The sequence below is a fragment of the Bradyrhizobium yuanmingense genome (assembly GCF_029167105.1).
GTDB classification, from domain to species: domain Bacteria; phylum Pseudomonadota; class Alphaproteobacteria; order Rhizobiales; family Xanthobacteraceae; genus Bradyrhizobium; species Bradyrhizobium yuanmingense_A.
In genome coordinates this window covers 97,782-112,454 of the sequence record NZ_JARFML010000020.1, presented here as the reverse complement: position 1 = coordinate 112,454, position 14,673 = coordinate 97,782, and the positions used below count along the sequence as shown (strand labels likewise).

General features: G+C 65.6%; 15 protein-coding genes. 9 read left to right on the top strand and 6 right to left on the bottom strand.

Annotated features, from left to right (window positions below; all coding sequences use genetic code 11):
• Positions 1-46: 46 nt before the first annotated feature.
• Together P0R31_RS25010 and P0R31_RS25005 are read right to left on the bottom strand one after the other, a co-directional pair.
• Positions 47-838: a phytanoyl-CoA dioxygenase family protein gene (locus P0R31_RS25010; protein WP_275516924.1), complete on the bottom strand. Its 792-nt coding sequence runs from the start codon at positions 836-838 to the stop codon at positions 47-49.
• A gap of 183 nt (positions 839-1,021) precedes the next feature.
• Complete coding sequence (locus tag P0R31_RS25005) at positions 1,022-1,348, bottom strand: hypothetical protein (RefSeq protein ID WP_275516952.1); 327 nt, start codon at positions 1,346-1,348, stop codon at positions 1,022-1,024.
• Positions 1,349-1,599: 251 nt separating this feature from the next.
• Between P0R31_RS25005 and P0R31_RS25000 the strand changes: the two genes are divergently transcribed.
• Both P0R31_RS25000 and P0R31_RS24995 read left to right on the top strand, forming a co-directional pair.
• On the top strand, positions 1,600-2,286 hold the full coding sequence (locus tag P0R31_RS25000) for a class I SAM-dependent methyltransferase (RefSeq protein ID WP_275516923.1): 687 nt from the start codon (positions 1,600-1,602) through the stop codon (positions 2,284-2,286).
• Between the two features lie 15 nt (positions 2,287-2,301).
• Positions 2,302-3,345: a zinc-binding dehydrogenase gene (locus P0R31_RS24995; RefSeq protein ID WP_275516922.1), complete on the top strand. Its 1,044-nt coding sequence runs from the start codon at positions 2,302-2,304 to the stop codon at positions 3,343-3,345.
• A 45-nt stretch (positions 3,346-3,390) separates the two neighbouring features.
• Here the strand turns inward: P0R31_RS24995 and P0R31_RS24990 are convergent, their stop codons facing one another.
• Positions 3,391-4,254: a LysR family transcriptional regulator gene (locus tag P0R31_RS24990; protein ID WP_275516951.1), complete on the bottom strand. Its 864-nt coding sequence runs from the start codon at positions 4,252-4,254 to the stop codon at positions 3,391-3,393.
• A 99-nt stretch (positions 4,255-4,353) separates the two neighbouring features.
• Between P0R31_RS24990 and P0R31_RS24985 the strand changes: the two genes are divergently transcribed.
• The 7 genes from P0R31_RS24985 to P0R31_RS24955 all read left to right on the top strand — a co-directional run bounded on the left by P0R31_RS24985 (position 4,354) and on the right by P0R31_RS24955 (position 13,174).
• The gene (locus tag P0R31_RS24985; protein ID WP_275516920.1) at positions 4,354-5,661 is read left to right on the top strand and encodes an aspartate aminotransferase family protein; all 1,308 of its coding nucleotides are present in this window, start codon (positions 4,354-4,356) and stop codon (positions 5,659-5,661) included.
• A gap of 21 nt (positions 5,662-5,682) precedes the next feature.
• Positions 5,683-7,293 carry a gamma-glutamyltransferase family protein gene (locus tag P0R31_RS24980; RefSeq protein ID WP_275516918.1) on the top strand — a complete coding sequence of 537 codons (1,611 nt, stop codon included), beginning with the start codon at positions 5,683-5,685 and terminating at the stop codon, positions 7,291-7,293.
• Positions 7,294-7,447: 154 nt separating this feature from the next.
• The gene (locus P0R31_RS24975) at positions 7,448-9,592 is read left to right on the top strand and encodes a GumC family protein (protein WP_275516916.1); all 2,145 of its coding nucleotides are present in this window, start codon (positions 7,448-7,450) and stop codon (positions 9,590-9,592) included.
• 2 nt (positions 9,593-9,594) lie between these two features.
• Positions 9,595-10,758, top strand: coding sequence for a glycoside hydrolase family 5 protein (locus tag P0R31_RS24970; RefSeq protein WP_275516914.1), 1,164 nt, complete (start codon positions 9,595-9,597; stop codon positions 10,756-10,758).
• A 57-nt stretch (positions 10,759-10,815) separates the two neighbouring features.
• Positions 10,816-12,375 (top strand): hypothetical protein, encoded by a 1,560-nt coding sequence (locus P0R31_RS24965; protein WP_275516912.1) that lies wholly within the window; start codon positions 10,816-10,818, stop codon positions 12,373-12,375.
• 111 nt (positions 12,376-12,486) lie between these two features.
• The gene (locus P0R31_RS24960; RefSeq protein ID WP_275516910.1) at positions 12,487-12,705 is read left to right on the top strand and encodes a hypothetical protein; all 219 of its coding nucleotides are present in this window, start codon (positions 12,487-12,489) and stop codon (positions 12,703-12,705) included.
• Between the two features lie 10 nt (positions 12,706-12,715).
• Positions 12,716-13,174 (top strand): hypothetical protein, encoded by a 459-nt coding sequence (locus tag P0R31_RS24955; protein ID WP_275516908.1) that lies wholly within the window; start codon positions 12,716-12,718, stop codon positions 13,172-13,174.
• A gap of 83 nt (positions 13,175-13,257) precedes the next feature.
• Here the strand turns inward: P0R31_RS24955 and P0R31_RS24950 are convergent, their stop codons facing one another.
• The 3 genes from P0R31_RS24950 to P0R31_RS24940 are packed head-to-tail and all read right to left on the bottom strand — an operon-like array spanning position 13,258 to position 14,633.
• On the bottom strand, positions 13,258-13,686 hold the full coding sequence (locus tag P0R31_RS24950) for a hypothetical protein (RefSeq protein WP_275516907.1): 429 nt from the start codon (positions 13,684-13,686) through the stop codon (positions 13,258-13,260).
• Positions 13,687-13,717: 31 nt separating this feature from the next.
• Entirely contained in the window at positions 13,718-14,071 is a 354-nt protein-coding gene (locus P0R31_RS24945; RefSeq protein ID WP_275516905.1) for a hypothetical protein, read from the bottom strand.
• A gap of 58 nt (positions 14,072-14,129) precedes the next feature.
• Positions 14,130-14,633 (bottom strand): hypothetical protein, encoded by a 504-nt coding sequence (locus P0R31_RS24940; RefSeq protein WP_275516904.1) that lies wholly within the window; start codon positions 14,631-14,633, stop codon positions 14,130-14,132.
• Positions 14,634-14,673 lie beyond the last annotated feature (40 nt).

Genomic DNA, 14,673 nt, shown 5'->3' with positions numbered 1-14,673 from the left:
GATCGAGCAACATCCGGGACCCCCGGAGGTCCCGGATGTCACCCCCTTAGACCGTCAGCCCGCAAGCCCGCCGGATCGCGATCTGAATCGGGGAAGGTGGCAGCGCCGGATCGAACTCGCGCTTCGGCAGCAGCGGAGGCTGTGCCATGAAGCGCGGCTGTTTCCCGCGGTGGGGTTGCGCGGCATGAACCAGGAACGGGTGGCACAGATAGACGGTGCCTGGCGTGCCGGTCGCAAGTTCAACCTCGCAATCCCTGGTCGACGCCCAGTCGCCGGCAGCAAGTTGCCGGAGCGTTGCGCCCGCCTCGCCATGGGGCAGTAGCTCCCGCGCGATGGCCGCATGCGAGCCTTTCCGGATTCGCGCGGGCGCATCATCGTTTCCGACGTCCGAGAACAGGAAGAGCATCAGCAGCGCACGGCCGCTGCTCTTCACATTGGCACGCCATTGCATGAAGTCGGCATGGGCGGTGCCAAAGCTCATGTCCACATGCCAGCCGTCGTCGCCTGGCGATTGCGATGACGGGAAGCGGATCGGAAAGGTTCCGAGGCCCCTGGGCGCAAGCCAGCGCCCTTCGCCGGCGAGCTGATCATAGGCCTTGTGCAGACGCGGCGTATTCGCAGCTTCAATGAAGGGGGGCGTCGCTTTGGCGCCGACGCGGACAACGGGCTGGGTCCAATGTTCGGGCTCGTCCGGCGACAGGCCGATATCCGCCCACAGCTCGTCCCTGCATTGCTTGGCAAGGTCGGCGCTGAAGGCATTCTCGAGTTTGACGAAACCGTCGTCGATGAAGGTCTGGACCTGACTTGGCGTCAGGCCAGCCTGTTCGGTCTTGGGCATTGCACATCTCTCCGTTCGGCTACCGCAGCGCGCGAAGCCGTTTGATCTGAGTGGCGCGGGAGCGCCGGAACGACGTTCGGTCGTTCAGATCAGCGGGAAGAATGTGGAGATGAACTTCATGCGGGAACCTATAGCGCCGCGGGGCGCGGAATCAAGTCATGGACGAACGGATGAGCGAGGCTTTCACCGCAGGCCCTGCTCGTCGATCAGGATGCGGTGGATCTCGATACGCTCCGGCAGCTCGATCAGGAACTCCGCGTCGCGCGCGAGATGATGGACCTTGGTCGGCTCGCCCTTGGTGAAAGCCGTCATGGCTGCGATGTCCGCCCAATAGGAAATGGTGGTGAACCACGTCTCCTCATCGCGGTCCTCGCGCAATTGCTGCACGCCGAGCGCGGTCTTGCGCAGCGGCGGGATGCCCTCGGCCTGCAGATAGGCCTGGTAGGCGTCGGCGACGTCGCGGCGGGTACAGCCGCGCCAGATGCGGGCGATGGTCGGCTTGGTCGGCATGGCGGGACTCTCCTCGCTGCCGAACGCAGTGCGGCGCTTCTCGTTCCAGCGTCGCCATGTCACGGCCGCCGGCAGCCGCGGCTGGAACCTGGCGCCTGGTCGGCACTGGCGAATCATCGGCCGGTTCTTGACCGGCGCGGCGGCAGCGCTTCCACATCATTGATCTGAAACAATGATGGTCTTCGCCACTAATGCTAGGGCTGCTCGCAGGTCACGTGCGAGGCTCCCCAGGCCCAAGACAATCTCCGCGCGTGATGAAATCCGAGGGTTCAATGGGACGACTGCTGAATATCGTGACGCCGCTGCATACCGCGACCAGGCGCGACTACATGGGCCGCATGAACGACGACAAGATCGGCTGCTCGCTGAAAGCGCGGGAATACGAGGCCGATTACTGGGACGGCGACCGCCGTTTCGGTTATGGCGGCTACCGCTTCATCGAGGGGCGCTGGGCCCCCGTCGCCAAGGCGCTGATCGAGACCTATGGCCTGAAGGACGGGTCGAGCGTGCTCGACGTCGGCTGCGGCAAGGGTTTTCTGCTGTACGAGATGCAGAAGATCCTGCCGGGCCTGAAGGTCACCGGCTTCGACATTTCCAAGCACGGCCTTGCCAATGCGCACGAGCAGGTGAAGCCGTACCTGTTCAACTATCGCGCCCAGGACGTCTATCCCTATGGCGACGACAGCTTCGACCTCGTCATCTCGCTCGGCACCCTGCACAATCTCAGGCTCTACGAGCTCGAGGCCGCGCTCAAGGAGATCGAGCGGGTCGGCAAGAACAAATACGTCATGGTCGAGGGCTACCGGAACGTCGCCGAGCTGCACAACCTCGAATGCTGGGCGCTGACGGCGGAATCCATCCTGCACACCTCGGAATGGATCTGGCTCTACGGCAAGCTCGGCTACACCGGCGATTACGAGTTCATCTATTTCGAGTGACCGGGCGCGCGATTCATGGACATCAAGACCGCAAAGGCCGCGATCCTCGTCGAATCCGGCAGGCCGCTGATCGTCGACGAGTTCAATCTGCCCGACAGGCTCGAGCACGGTCAGGTGCTCGCCCATGTGCACACGTCGAGCATTTGCGGCGCACAGATCAACGAGATCGACGCCGTCAAAGGCGTCGACAAGTTCCTGCCGCACCTGTTGGGGCACGAGGCGCTGGCGACCATCGTCGAAACCGGACCCGGCGTCGTCTCCTGCAAGCAGGGCGACACCGTCGTCATGCATTGGCGGCCGGGCAAGGGCATCCAGTCCAACACGCCGGTCTATTCCTGGCGCGGCAAGCGCCTCAATGCGGGCTGGGTCACCACCTTCAACGAATATGCCGTGGTGTCGGAGAATCGCGTCACGCCCGTTCCTGATACGATCGACCGCACCAGTGCGCCGCTGCTCGGCTGCGCGGTGACGACCGCGCTCGGCGTTGTCAACAACGACGCGCAGATCGCGATCGGCGAAGCGGTCGTCGTGTTCGGGGTCGGCGGGGTCGGATTGAACATTGTGCAGTTCGCCGCGATGGTCGGTGCCTGGCCGGTCGTTGCGATCGACCGTCTCGACAACAAGCTGGCCATGGCGAAGGATTTCGGCGCCACCCACATCATCAATTCCGAGACGGTGAAGGATGTGGCCGCCGACGTCCGGTCCATCACGGGAGCCGACGGCCCCGACAAGGTCGTCGAGACCACCGGCGTCAAGAACCTGATCGAGCTCGCCTACGAGATCACCGCCAAGAAGGGCCGCTGCATCCTCGTCGGCGTGCCCCGCGAGAAGGCCGAGATCTATACCCTGCCGTTGCACTTCGAGAAGGTGCTGAAGGGTTCGGAAGGCGGGCAATGCCAGCCCGCGCGCGATATCCCCCGCCTGGTTCGCCTCAGCGATGCCGGCAAGGTGAGCTACCGCGGCATCGTCACCCACGAGTTCGCGCTCGACGACATCAACGCCGCGCTGGACTTGATGCGCAGCGGCACATCGGGACGGATCCTTCTGAACATCAGCTGAGCGCTGCGCTCTCCGCGCACGCGCGAACATCGAGGTGCAATCTCACTAATCGATCTCCGCCTTGGTCTTCAGTCCGGGCAACACGGTGCGGACGTGCTCGGCCAGCGTCGTCGCCAGCAGCGAGGGCCTCGCCTCCGAGAATTCGAGCGCGATGCCGATGGTCGGAAGCAGGGGCAGTCCGGCCGAGACGACGTGAAGATCGAACGGAACGGCGGTTCGCGTCAGGACGCTGATCGCATGACCGGACCGCGCGATCGCGATCAGGCCGGCGAGGCTGTTGCTCGCGTAGGCGACCCTGTAGCGCCGATTGACCGCGTCCATCGCGGCACAGGCGGCGCGGTAGTCCAGGCTCATCGGCGCCGCCAGCGCCAGCGGCAGCACATCCTGCGTCAGTATTTTCGGTTCGGCCTCGTTCGCGACCCAGACGAAGCGCTCCTCGCGGATCACCTCGCGCGCTCCGGCATCGGACAGCGAGACCAGCGCCATGTCGATCTGGCGCCGCGCCAGCATCGGGCGCAGCTCGGAGGTCGGTGCGCAAACCATGCGCAGCTCGACATTGGGATGCAGCGCGCAGAACCCCTTCAGCAGCGCCGGCAGGAAAGCGATCGAATAGTCCTCCGGGCAGCCCAGGCTCAGCGTCCCCTTGAGACTCTCGCCGCTCATGTCGGCGAGAATCTCGTCGTGCTGCGCCAGCAGCGTCTCGGCGTGGGCGAGCAGTTTCTCGCCGGCCGCGGTCAGCCTCATACCGGATCCGCTGCGGTGAAACAGCGGCTGCGTGATCGTCTGTTCCAGCCGTTGCATCTGCATGCTGAGCGCGGACTGTGTCCGGCCAATCTGCAAGGCCGCCAGGCTGATCGAGCCGGTGCGGGCCACGACGACGAAATTCCTCAGAAGGGCAAGATCCAGCATCGACATCAGGAAGATTGATATCCAGATTGAATTATATCAATTAGCCTGAAGTCAAATTCTTGACTAGAGGTCAGACGTCCACAAGCGCAGGTGGCTGTCATGACCTTGAATGCCGATCCCGATTTCTGGGCGTCCGCCAACACGCATCTGACCCGCTATGGGCCGAGTTTCGAACCCGTCATCATCGAGCGTGCGGCCGGCAGTTTCGTCTACGACGCCGACGGACGCGCCATCCTCGACTTCACCTCGGGTCAGATGAGCGCCGTGCTGGGGCACACGCATCCCGACATCGTCGCCACGGTCGCACGGCAAATGGGTGCGGTCGCTCATCTCTTCAGCGGCATGCTCTCGCGTCCGGTGGTGACGTTGGCCGAGCGTCTCGCTGCGCTTGCGCCCGGTCTCGACCGCGTGCAGCTGCTGACGACAGGCGCGGAAGCCAATGAAGCGGCGATCCGGATGGCCAAGCTCGTCACCGGCAGGCACGAAATCGTCGCCTTCGCGCAAAGCTGGCACGGCATGACCGGCGCGGCGGCGTCGGCGACCTACAGCGCGGGCCGGCGCGGTTATGGGCCGGCCGCGGTCGGATCATTCGTCATTCCCGCGCCGAACGCCTATCGGCCGCGCTTCAGGAACGTCGACGGCAGCAACGACTGGCAGTCCGAGCTGGACGATGCGTTCGCACTGATCGACAGCCAGTCGACCGGTAGTCTGGCGGCCTTCATCGCCGAGCCGATCCTCTCCAGCGGCGGCATTCTGGAATTGCCGCTCGGCTATCTCGCGGCCTTGAAGCAAAAATGCGAGCAGCGCGGCATGCTGCTGATCCTCGACGAAGCTCAGACCGGAATCGGCCGCACCGGGCACATGTTTGCCTTCGAGCGCGACGGTGTGGTGCCTGATATTCTCACGCTGTCGAAGACGCTCGGCGCCGGTCTGCCGCTCGCCGCGGTCATGACGACAAAGGCCATCGAGCAGACCGCGTTCGAGCGCGGCTTCTTGTTCTACACCACGCATGTCTCCGATCCCTTGCCCGCCGCGATCGGCGTCACGGTGCTCGACGTGGTCGCGCGCGACGGGTTAGTGGCGCAGGCAACCGCCAGGGGCAACAGGCTCCGGGATGGATTGCTGTCGCTGCAGCAAAAGTTCGAATGCGTCGGCGACGTCAGGGGCCGCGGGCTTCTGCTCGGTCTCGAAATCGTCGTCGACCGGCAGTCCAAGACGCCGGGGTTTGAACTCGGTGCGCGGATCATGGAGGAGACCATGCGTCGCGGTCTCAGCATGAACATCGTCAAGTTGCCCAGCATGGGCGGCGTATTCCGCATCGCGCCGCCGCTGACAGTGTCCGAGGCCGAAATCGATCGCGGTCTCGAGATCATGTCGGAGGCGATCCAGGCTGCGACGACGCACTGATCGGCGGAAGGCCTTCTCCGGATGCAACCCGCCAGGACATATGGGCGTCCGACGCTGTTCTCGCGGCACGGCATGGTCGCCGCCGCGCATCCGCTCGCGGCACAGGCCGGTGCACGAATCCTGATGCAGGGCGGCAATGCGTTCGATGCGGCCGTCGCCACGGCGGCCGCCCTCAACGTGGTCGAGCCGTTCATGTCGGGGCTTGCCGGGTTCGGACTGGCCACGGTCTGGGTCGCAAGCGAGCAGCGCATTCGCGTGCTCGACTTCGCTCCGCCGATGCCCGCAAGCTTCCCGGTCGGCAGATACACCAGCAGATTCGAGCTCGAGCGCGGTCCGCAGGCGGCCTCGACGCCCGGCAATCTCGCGGGCTGGTGCGAGCTGCTCTCGCGCTATGGACGCAAATCGCTTCCAGACGTCTTTGCGCCGGCGATCACGCTGGCGCAGGGCGGCTTTGCGCTCTCGGACTTCGGTGTTGATGAGATCAACGAGCAGGTGCCGCTGCTCGAACCCTGGCCGGAGCTGCACGCCGCACTGGTCAGGAACTATCTCCCGGATGGAATGCCGGTGAAGCTCGGCAGCATCGTCGCGCAGCCCGATCTTGCGCAGACTTTTGCCGAGATCGCCGAATCGGGGCCCGAGCATCTGTATGGCGGCAAGCTCGGCCGGCGGATCGTGGACTATCTCGCCACGCTCGGCGGCAGCCTGACGCTGGACGATGTCATCGCCGTCAAGCCGCATTGGTTCGATCCCCTGACCGTGTCCTATCGGGGGCTCGAGCTTCACGTCCCGGCGCAGCAATGCGGCGGCTTCCAGTTCGCCCTGACCCTCAAGATCCTTGAAGGCTTTGACCTCGGGCGTCTGCCGAAGGACGGCGCCGATCATCTCGATACGGTCTATCGCGCGATTCGTCTCGCCGCCGGCGAGCGCATCGCCCATGGCAATCTGGGACCGGATCACGCCGCTGGAGCAATGTCCGACGCGACGATCGCGCGGCTTCGCCAGCGTGTGAGCGACGGCCGGCCGATCACGGGCCCGACAGAGCAATGGATGCCGCAGGATCGTGCCGATCCCGGCCACACCACCTCGTTCTCGATCGCCGACGCCGAAGGCAATCTGGTCTGCATGACCCAAAGTCTCGGCAGCCCGTTCGGCAGCGGCGTCGTGGTGCCGGGGACCGGCGTTTGCCTCAACAATCATCTGCATTGGGCCGACGTGCAGCCGGGAAGCCCGAACCTCGCCAAGCCGGGCGACGCGTTGCCGGTGACGATGGCACCGTCGATCGCGACGCGCGGCAGCCGTCCGGTGCTGGCGCTGGGGACGCCCGGCAGCTACGGCATCCCGCAAACCCAGGCCCAGGCTTATGTGCAGCACATCGAGTTCGGCCTTCCGCTGCAGCAGGCGATCGAGGCGCCGCGTTCACGGCTGTGGGACGGCCGCTTCATTCAGGCAGAGAACCGCATCGCGCCGGAGACCATCGCCGAACTGAAGCGCCGCGGCCACGAGATCGAGATTTTGGACACCGGATGGACCATGCTCTGCGGAGGCATGCAGGCCGTCGCGCTCGATCCGGTAACCGGCGTGATGACGGGTGCCGCCGATCCCCGGCGGGACGGGTATGTCATCGCCTTGTGAGCGGTCGCACATCGCTGGCCGCGTCTCGTTAACGAATCGTTCAGCACCCAAGACCGTCCCACCCCGGCCCAGCCGTAACCGGCGGTTAACCATGGATATTTACGGTGTAGCAAGCCTCTGAGCTATGACTGTCAGTTGATTTCGAGTCCAACCCATGGCGTTCGGTAGCCGCGCATCTCCGCGAAGCATCGCCCCGACGGAGCAAGCGGCTTCGTGGGAAGCGCCGCGCGCTGCGAAGGCGAAGCCTGACGGCGCCTCGCCGGGACTGGCCAAGGGATCGCTGACCGTCTCCGGGACGCTGTCCTTTCTGCGCGAGAACGGCCGGCGCATCCTGACGCTGGCGCTGGCGCTGTTCGCCCTCGGCGTCATCGCTCTGATGGTGCTTCCGGTCCGCTATGCCGCGACGGCCCTGGTCGTGCTCGATCCGCGCGAGCTGCGCGTGACCTCGGAGCAGGACGTGCTGCCCGGCATCGGCCAGGATGCCGCGGCGCTGCAGAGCCAGATCGAGATCGCCAAATCCGACGGCTTCCTCCGCCCCCTGATCGAGCAGCTCAAGGTCGCGGACGACGAAGACGTCGCGGGCGGTTATACCGACATGACGCGCCTGCTCGAAAGATTCCGCAACCGCCTCGAGATCACCCGGCGCGGGCTGACCTACGTCATCGCGATTTCGTTCACCTCCAACCGGCCGGATCGCGCCGCCTACTACGCCAATGCCATCGCCGAGGCCTTCGTCGCCAGCCAGGGCCGCGTCCGCACCGAGGCGACGGACGAGGCGGCCGGCTGGCTCCAGGACCGGCTGAAGACGCTGAGCGAGCGCCTGCGCGCGTCGGAAGACGCCGTCGCCGCCTTCCGGCTCGAGCACAACATCGTCAATGCCGGCAAGGAATCCACCACGCAGCAATTGCGGGTGACCGACCTGACCCAGCAGGTCTCCGCCGCCCGCGCCCGCACCGAGGAGGCCAAGGCGCGCTATGAGCAGGTGCAGCGCGACGTCAAGGCCAATGTCGAAGGGCCGGTGAAGCAGGATCTCCTCAGCATGCTGCGCGCGCAGCGCTCGGCCCTGAACGACCAGATCGCGCAGAAGAAGGCGGTCTATGGCGACCGCCATCCCGACCTTGCGATCTCCTACAGCCAGCTGGCGGACATCAACCGGCAGATCGAGATCGAGCGCAAGAAGAGCATCGACACCGCCAAGTCCGAATACGAGGCTCAGCTGGAGCAGCAGAACGCGCTTGAAAAGCAGCTCAAGGCAGTCGAGACCAAGATGCTGCGCGACGGCCAGGCGCTGGTGAAGCTGCAGGAGCTGCAGCGCGACGCCGATGCCAACCGCAACATTTACGAGCAGTTCCTGTCGAGGTTCAAGACCACCAACGAGCAGCGTCAGCTGCAGGCGTCCCAGACCAAGATCGCCTCGATCGCCATTCCGCCGTTGCGCTCGACACGTCCGCCGCTCGCCTTGCTGCTTGCGGCGCTGGCGATCGGCTCGCTGCTGACGTCGACCGCCGCCGTGGCGGTGACGACCAGCCTGTCCGCCGACAAGCCCGAATCCGTTGAGGCGCCTGTCTCACGTGAAGCGGAGGAGACGCCCGACCGGCAAGTTTCCCCTCCTGCCGCCGCCGCGCGCCCAGCCGAGGCGATGCCCGGCCTTCCTGTCTGGGCCCGCATCCCCGAGCTGGCGCCAGGAGGCGGGATCAACACGGTCTGGCAAAGACCGGTCAGCGCGTCGGCCGAGCTCGATCTCGGCCCCCACTTACGGCCGCTGCTCGAACGCATTGACCGCGTGCCGGTGCGCGGCTGCAAGGTCGCGCTGGTCTTGTCGGTCGGCAAGAGCGCCGGCGGCAACACGGTGGCGCGCGCCCTCAATCGTGCCGCCGTGAACCTGGGCATGATGAGCGTGCTGATCCGGCTCCAGCCGGAATTTGCAGGCTCCCAGCCGCCGGTGACCGAATGGCAGGACGGCTCGACCACGGCGGGACTTCAGTCGATCGACGAGCTGCTCAGTGCCGGCCGGAAGCCCGATGCGCGGCCCGAGGACGATATCCGCTCGGAGTTCGACCTGATCGTCGTCCACGCCGGCAATCTCGCCTTGCAGCCCGACGCCATTGCGCTGGCTGCCCACGCGGACCTGATCGTCCTGGTGGCGCGCTCCGGTGAGCTTGGTTCGTCGGCGATGCGCAGGGTGACCGCGGCGCTGTCGAGATACGCGGCGGTGCCGACCGGCCTCGTCGTCAATCACGTGCCCGCCGGTTCAATGGCGCCTCAGCCCGACGGTGGCGCTTTGGGCCTTGCGGTGTGACGATGACAGACTTCCGCTGCCGTCTGCTGGCTGCGGCGATTCTGTTGTCGATCGCTGTCGGCCGTCCGGTGTTCGCCGAGGATTGCGTACCACTGCCGTCGACGGTTTCGCCCGGGCGGCTTGCCGCCCTCTCGCGCGGCTTCAACGCCGACGGTTGGATCAACGGTGCGCCGCCAAGCCGCGCGCTGCTGCAGCAGCTGCGCAAGGCGGGCATGAGCCATGTCCGCCTGCCGGTGCCGGCGGAACGCGTGATGCCGCGCTTTGCCGCAAAGGACGAGCGCGAGGCGACGCTGCGCGTGCTCGACGGCGCCTTGAAGCAGCTGACCTCGCTCGGCTATTCCAGCTCCGTCGACCTTCATCCGGGCGAGCGCTTCAATCGCCTGCACAAGGATGATCCGGATGCGGCGATGGGCGAGATGCAGGAGGCCTGGCGCGCGCTTGCAGGAATCATTCAATCCTATCCTGCCGATCTAGTCTTCGCCGAGCTGCTCAACGAACCCGATATCGAAGCGGACAGGTGGCAAAGAGAGGTCGAGGCGCTCGCCGCCTTCGTTCGCGGGTTGCTGCCCTCCACCACGCTCATCGTCGGCCCTGTCAACTGGCAGCGCGCGGACTCGCTGCCGCGGTTTCGTCCGCTGGCGGACCCCGACGTCGTCTACGCCATCCATTTCTACGATCCGATGGTGTTCACCCATCAGGGCCATTGGGACGCGCGCGATCCGTTGCACGACATCATGGATCTGCCTTATCCGATCAATGCCGGCGATCCCAAGGTTCAGGCGCTTCGGCAGGATTTGCAGGACAGGGGCGCGGTCAAGGCGCTCGCCATGCTCGATACGGCGATTGCCGCCGCCAAGGACAAGCCGGTGGCCGATCGCTGGCTCGCGCCCGCGCTCGCATGGCAGCAGCAATTTTCGCGGCCGATCATCGTCAATGAGTTCGGCGTGTTGAAAGCCGGCGCCCCCCGGCAGAGCCGGTTGCGCTGGCTGGCGGAGGTCACTGCCTATGCCCGCGCGCATTGCTGGGGCTGGGCGCATTGGGAATTGGCGCAAGGCTTCGGCCTGGTCGACGCCGCAACCGGCAAGCCCGATCCCGACGTGCTACGGGCTCTGCTCGGCGCACCCGGCCGGCTTGAAGGGGCTCCCGCCGCGCGCCGCGATCGTTAACGGATCCTTACACCTCGCGCGGCTATCGTGTCAGCGCGCGATGGCAAAGGACGATTGATGAGCGCCGGGTACTCACCGCAAGGCCAGAGCGTGCAGGCCGCGCCGCCGCCTCCGGCCTGGCGCGAGCTGGCCGCGACCTTCTGCGTCGCCATCGCGACGATCAGCTCTGCGCCGGTTCTGCACCTCGCCAATCCCGCGCTGGCCATCATCATCGAGGTCCTGATCGGTATCGCCATCGTGGTTGCGGTCCCGACCTGGGCCCCGGCGGTCGCCATCTTCGTCCTGTTCTTCCAGAACCTGTTCGTCTCCATCCTGTCGCCGCTGGTCCCGCTCCCCTCCGATCTCGACTTCATCAAGGGCTACAATTTCCTGGTCTGCTCCGTGATGTGGCTGGCGACGTTTGCGCTTTACGTGCTGGGCCAGCGGAATCAGTCGAGGGAGATCAATCAGATCATGCGCTGGGGCGTCGTCACCCTGGCCGTTGTCTCGCTCTATTTCGCGATCGGCTTCGTCCAGGACGGACAGCCGGCGGCGGTCTATTTGCGCAACATCGTTCTGCCGCTGTTTCTGTTTCAGCTGTCGCTCCTGACCGCGGCAACCTTTGAGGTGCGCATCACGCCGTTCCTGGTCGCGCTCGCGGTCATCCTCATGCTGTGCGGCTATGTCGAGCTCGTCTTGCGCGATGTCTGGCTGGCCGTCACCAACGGCCATACGTTCTGGGGCTTCGACGAGCTCAAGGCGACCCATTCCGGCGTCTGGGAAACCCAGATGCGGCAGACCGGCAACGTGCCCGTCACACTCAAGGATCGTTTCAGCTTCGACTTCCTGAACACGCCCTTGCTCGAAGACTTCGGCCTGTCGAAGATGCTGCGCATTCACGGCCCGAACATGCACCCGATCAGCTTCGCCTACGGGATCGGCTTTCTCGCCCTGTTCCTGTTCTCGGTCGGACGCCCGCTGCTCGCCCTGGCAGCCCTGCCGCTGCTGGTCTTCTGCAGCGTCAAGGGAGCGCTCATCACCGTCATCTTCGTGGCTGCGGGCTGGATCGGGACTCGCCTCATCGGTGCCGTAGCGACATTGTTGCTGGGGTTCGCCGGCATGATCGCCTTTGCGATCCTGGCGATCCGCATCGGCCTGCAGATCGGCGACTATCACGTCATCGGCCTGATGGGCGGCCTCGACGGATTCGTGCAGAGACCTTACGGCCGGGGCCTCGGCATCGGCGGCAATTTGTCGGACAGCTATTTTTCGATCGATTGGAGCGCTGCGCAGGCGGCCGGCACGATCGACGGCGCGGTCGAAAGCGCGATCGGCGTCCTCTTGTACCAGATGGGCATCGCGGCCTTCGTGCCGCTGGCCTTCTATTTCGCGATGGCGCTCAAGGCCTGGCGCCTCTACGCGTCGTCGGGATATCTGACGCAGGGCCTCGCCGGCTTCGGCGTCCTCGTCGTTCTGCTCAACGGATTGTTTCAGGAAGAGGCCCTGTTCGCGCCGCTCGCGCTGGGCCTGATGCTCTCGCTCGCCGGTCTCGTCATCGGCAGCCATGCGAGGGTGCAGAGCGTTGCAAACGAAGAGGCCGAGCCCGCTCGGCTCACCTTCTACCAGCCCGTCACCTAGGCTGCCGGCGCGCCGACGGCCTGCTCGAATTGGTACTTCGCCTACATCATCCAGGAACTTCCATTTTTTCCCGGCGTTGAACACGATCCGCACAAGCGGCCGACGCACGCGATGAAGAATTTTTCCAACGCTGAGTTTTCTCCCGAGGTGATCGAGATCATGACGACCGCCCTGGAAGCTGCCGTTGCGACCCTGCCTGACCGCGTGCATTCCTCGCACGTCAACGCGCTTGCCGAATCCATCCTGCGCACCGCCGGCGCTGGCGAGCGGAACGTCTCTAACCTGCAAAGGATCGCCTTGCTGGAGCTGCAACTGGCGCCGCGCAAGTGACGAGGCGGACATGAAGACATTGCTTGCCGCAATCATCGCGCTCTGTGCGACATGCTCGGTTGCCTCGGCCAACGGCTGGAGGATCTACCGCATCCCGGAATCCGGAACGTCGGTCGACATTCCCGCCTCGATTTTCACCGAGCCGGCCGGCAAGCCCGACGGATATGGGCAGCGGTTTCGCAGCTCCGACGGCAGTGCGGATCTCACCGTTCAGGCCGCCGAGAACCAGCAGGGCCTGTCGCCGGCCGAATTCCTTGCCAGCAAGAATCCGCCGACAGGGATCATCTACAGGCGGATCACCTCGAGCTTCTTCGTGGTCTCGAGCATCAAGCGCGACAAGATCTGGTACAACAGGTGTAATTTCGCGCGGGGCTATGTGCACTGCGTGTTGATCAACTATCCCGCCGCCCAGAAGCGGCGATGGGACGCCGTCGTGACCCGGATCAGCCACAGCCTGCGTGGGGGCTGAGCCAGCTCCTAAGACGGAAAAGCCGCAAACGGAAAAAGCTGCCCGAGCAAGCCGGGCAGCAGGTGGTTGAGAGCCGCGCGATTCTAGCGCGCCGTCGTCGTCGTCCTCGACATGGTCGGCTTCGAGCCCGGCACATGCGACATCGTCTTGGTGGTCGAGCCGACTTGCTCGCCGGCCTTGACCTTGGTGCGGGTGTGCGAGCGGCTGAACGTGCCGCCATCATGGGCTTGCGCGCGGGCGTTGGAGTTCATCACCGGACCGTGGCCCTTGTTCATGCTGACGCCGGTCTGCGTCTTGCCGCTGGCGGCAGCCGCGCTTCCGCCGCCGGCGATCGAGGAGCCGGTGCGGCCTGTCGCCGAGGTGGACGTGCCGCCGGTGCCGACGGTGGAGGCGGAGGTGCCGCCTGCTGCAGCCGAGCCGCCGCTGCCGCCGGTGATGCTGGTCTGCGCCAGCACGGGTGAAGTGGCGGCTAGCAGAAGCGCGACCGCCGAGGTCGTAACGAGCGTTCTCATCTGTCAATCCTCTGTTCGATGGCAATCTGTCTTAAGGCGACGAGGTCGAGATCGTGCAGCCGTTGACGGTGATGGCGCTGGCGCTGGTGGAGCCAGGCCCGCCCGCCGTCGACGAGGAGCTGGAGACGTGGCCGCCGCCCGCTTGCACATGGACCGACGATCCGCCGGCCGAGCTCGAGCTCGACAGCGAGCCGCTCGATGCGGTCGAGCCCGTCGTGCCCGAACCCGATGCGCCCGCGGCCGTGATGCTGCCGTCCGCATGCTTCTCCACCTTGACCTTGCAGGTCTCGCCCGAGCTCGTCTTGCCCGTCTTTTCGATGGTCTCTGCCGATGCGGCGCTGCCCATCAGGGCCAGCACCGTGATCGCAACGATTGACTTGTTCATTGCGTCTCCTCCTCAACATGGACAAGGGGAGCGGCACCGTGCCGCTCCCCGGATCGGACTAGTTCTTGTCCTTCTTCCACTCGTCCTTGTTGTGGCCCTTGCCCTTTTCGAGGCCCATGTCGCTGGCGTGGCTACCGGACTTGCCGTCGCCCATGCCGGGCGATTTCGACGAGCCGGACTGGCCAACGGTCGAGCCGCCCGCAGCCGAGCCGCCGGTGCCGACGCTGGATGAGCTCTTGCCATCGCCCGCCGATGAACCACCGGTGCCGAGCGTCGAGGCCGAGCCGCTGCCCGAGCCACTGCCCGCCGCCGAGCCGCCGGTGCCGACGGTCGAAGAGCTGGTGCCGCCGCCGGCCGACGAGCCGCCGGTGCCGAGCGTCGATGCAGAGCCGCCCGAGCCGCTGCCACCAGCCGACGAGCCTCCGGTGCCCACCGTCGAAGAGCTGGTGCCGCCGCCGGCCGATGAACCGCCGGTGCCGATCGTCGAGCTCGATTGCGCGACGGCGAGCGCCGTGCCGGCCAGCAGCGCGGCCGCAGCCGCAGAGAGCTTCAGGATCCTCATGTGCATTTCCTCCAGGTTTCCAAAAATCAAATCGCCAATC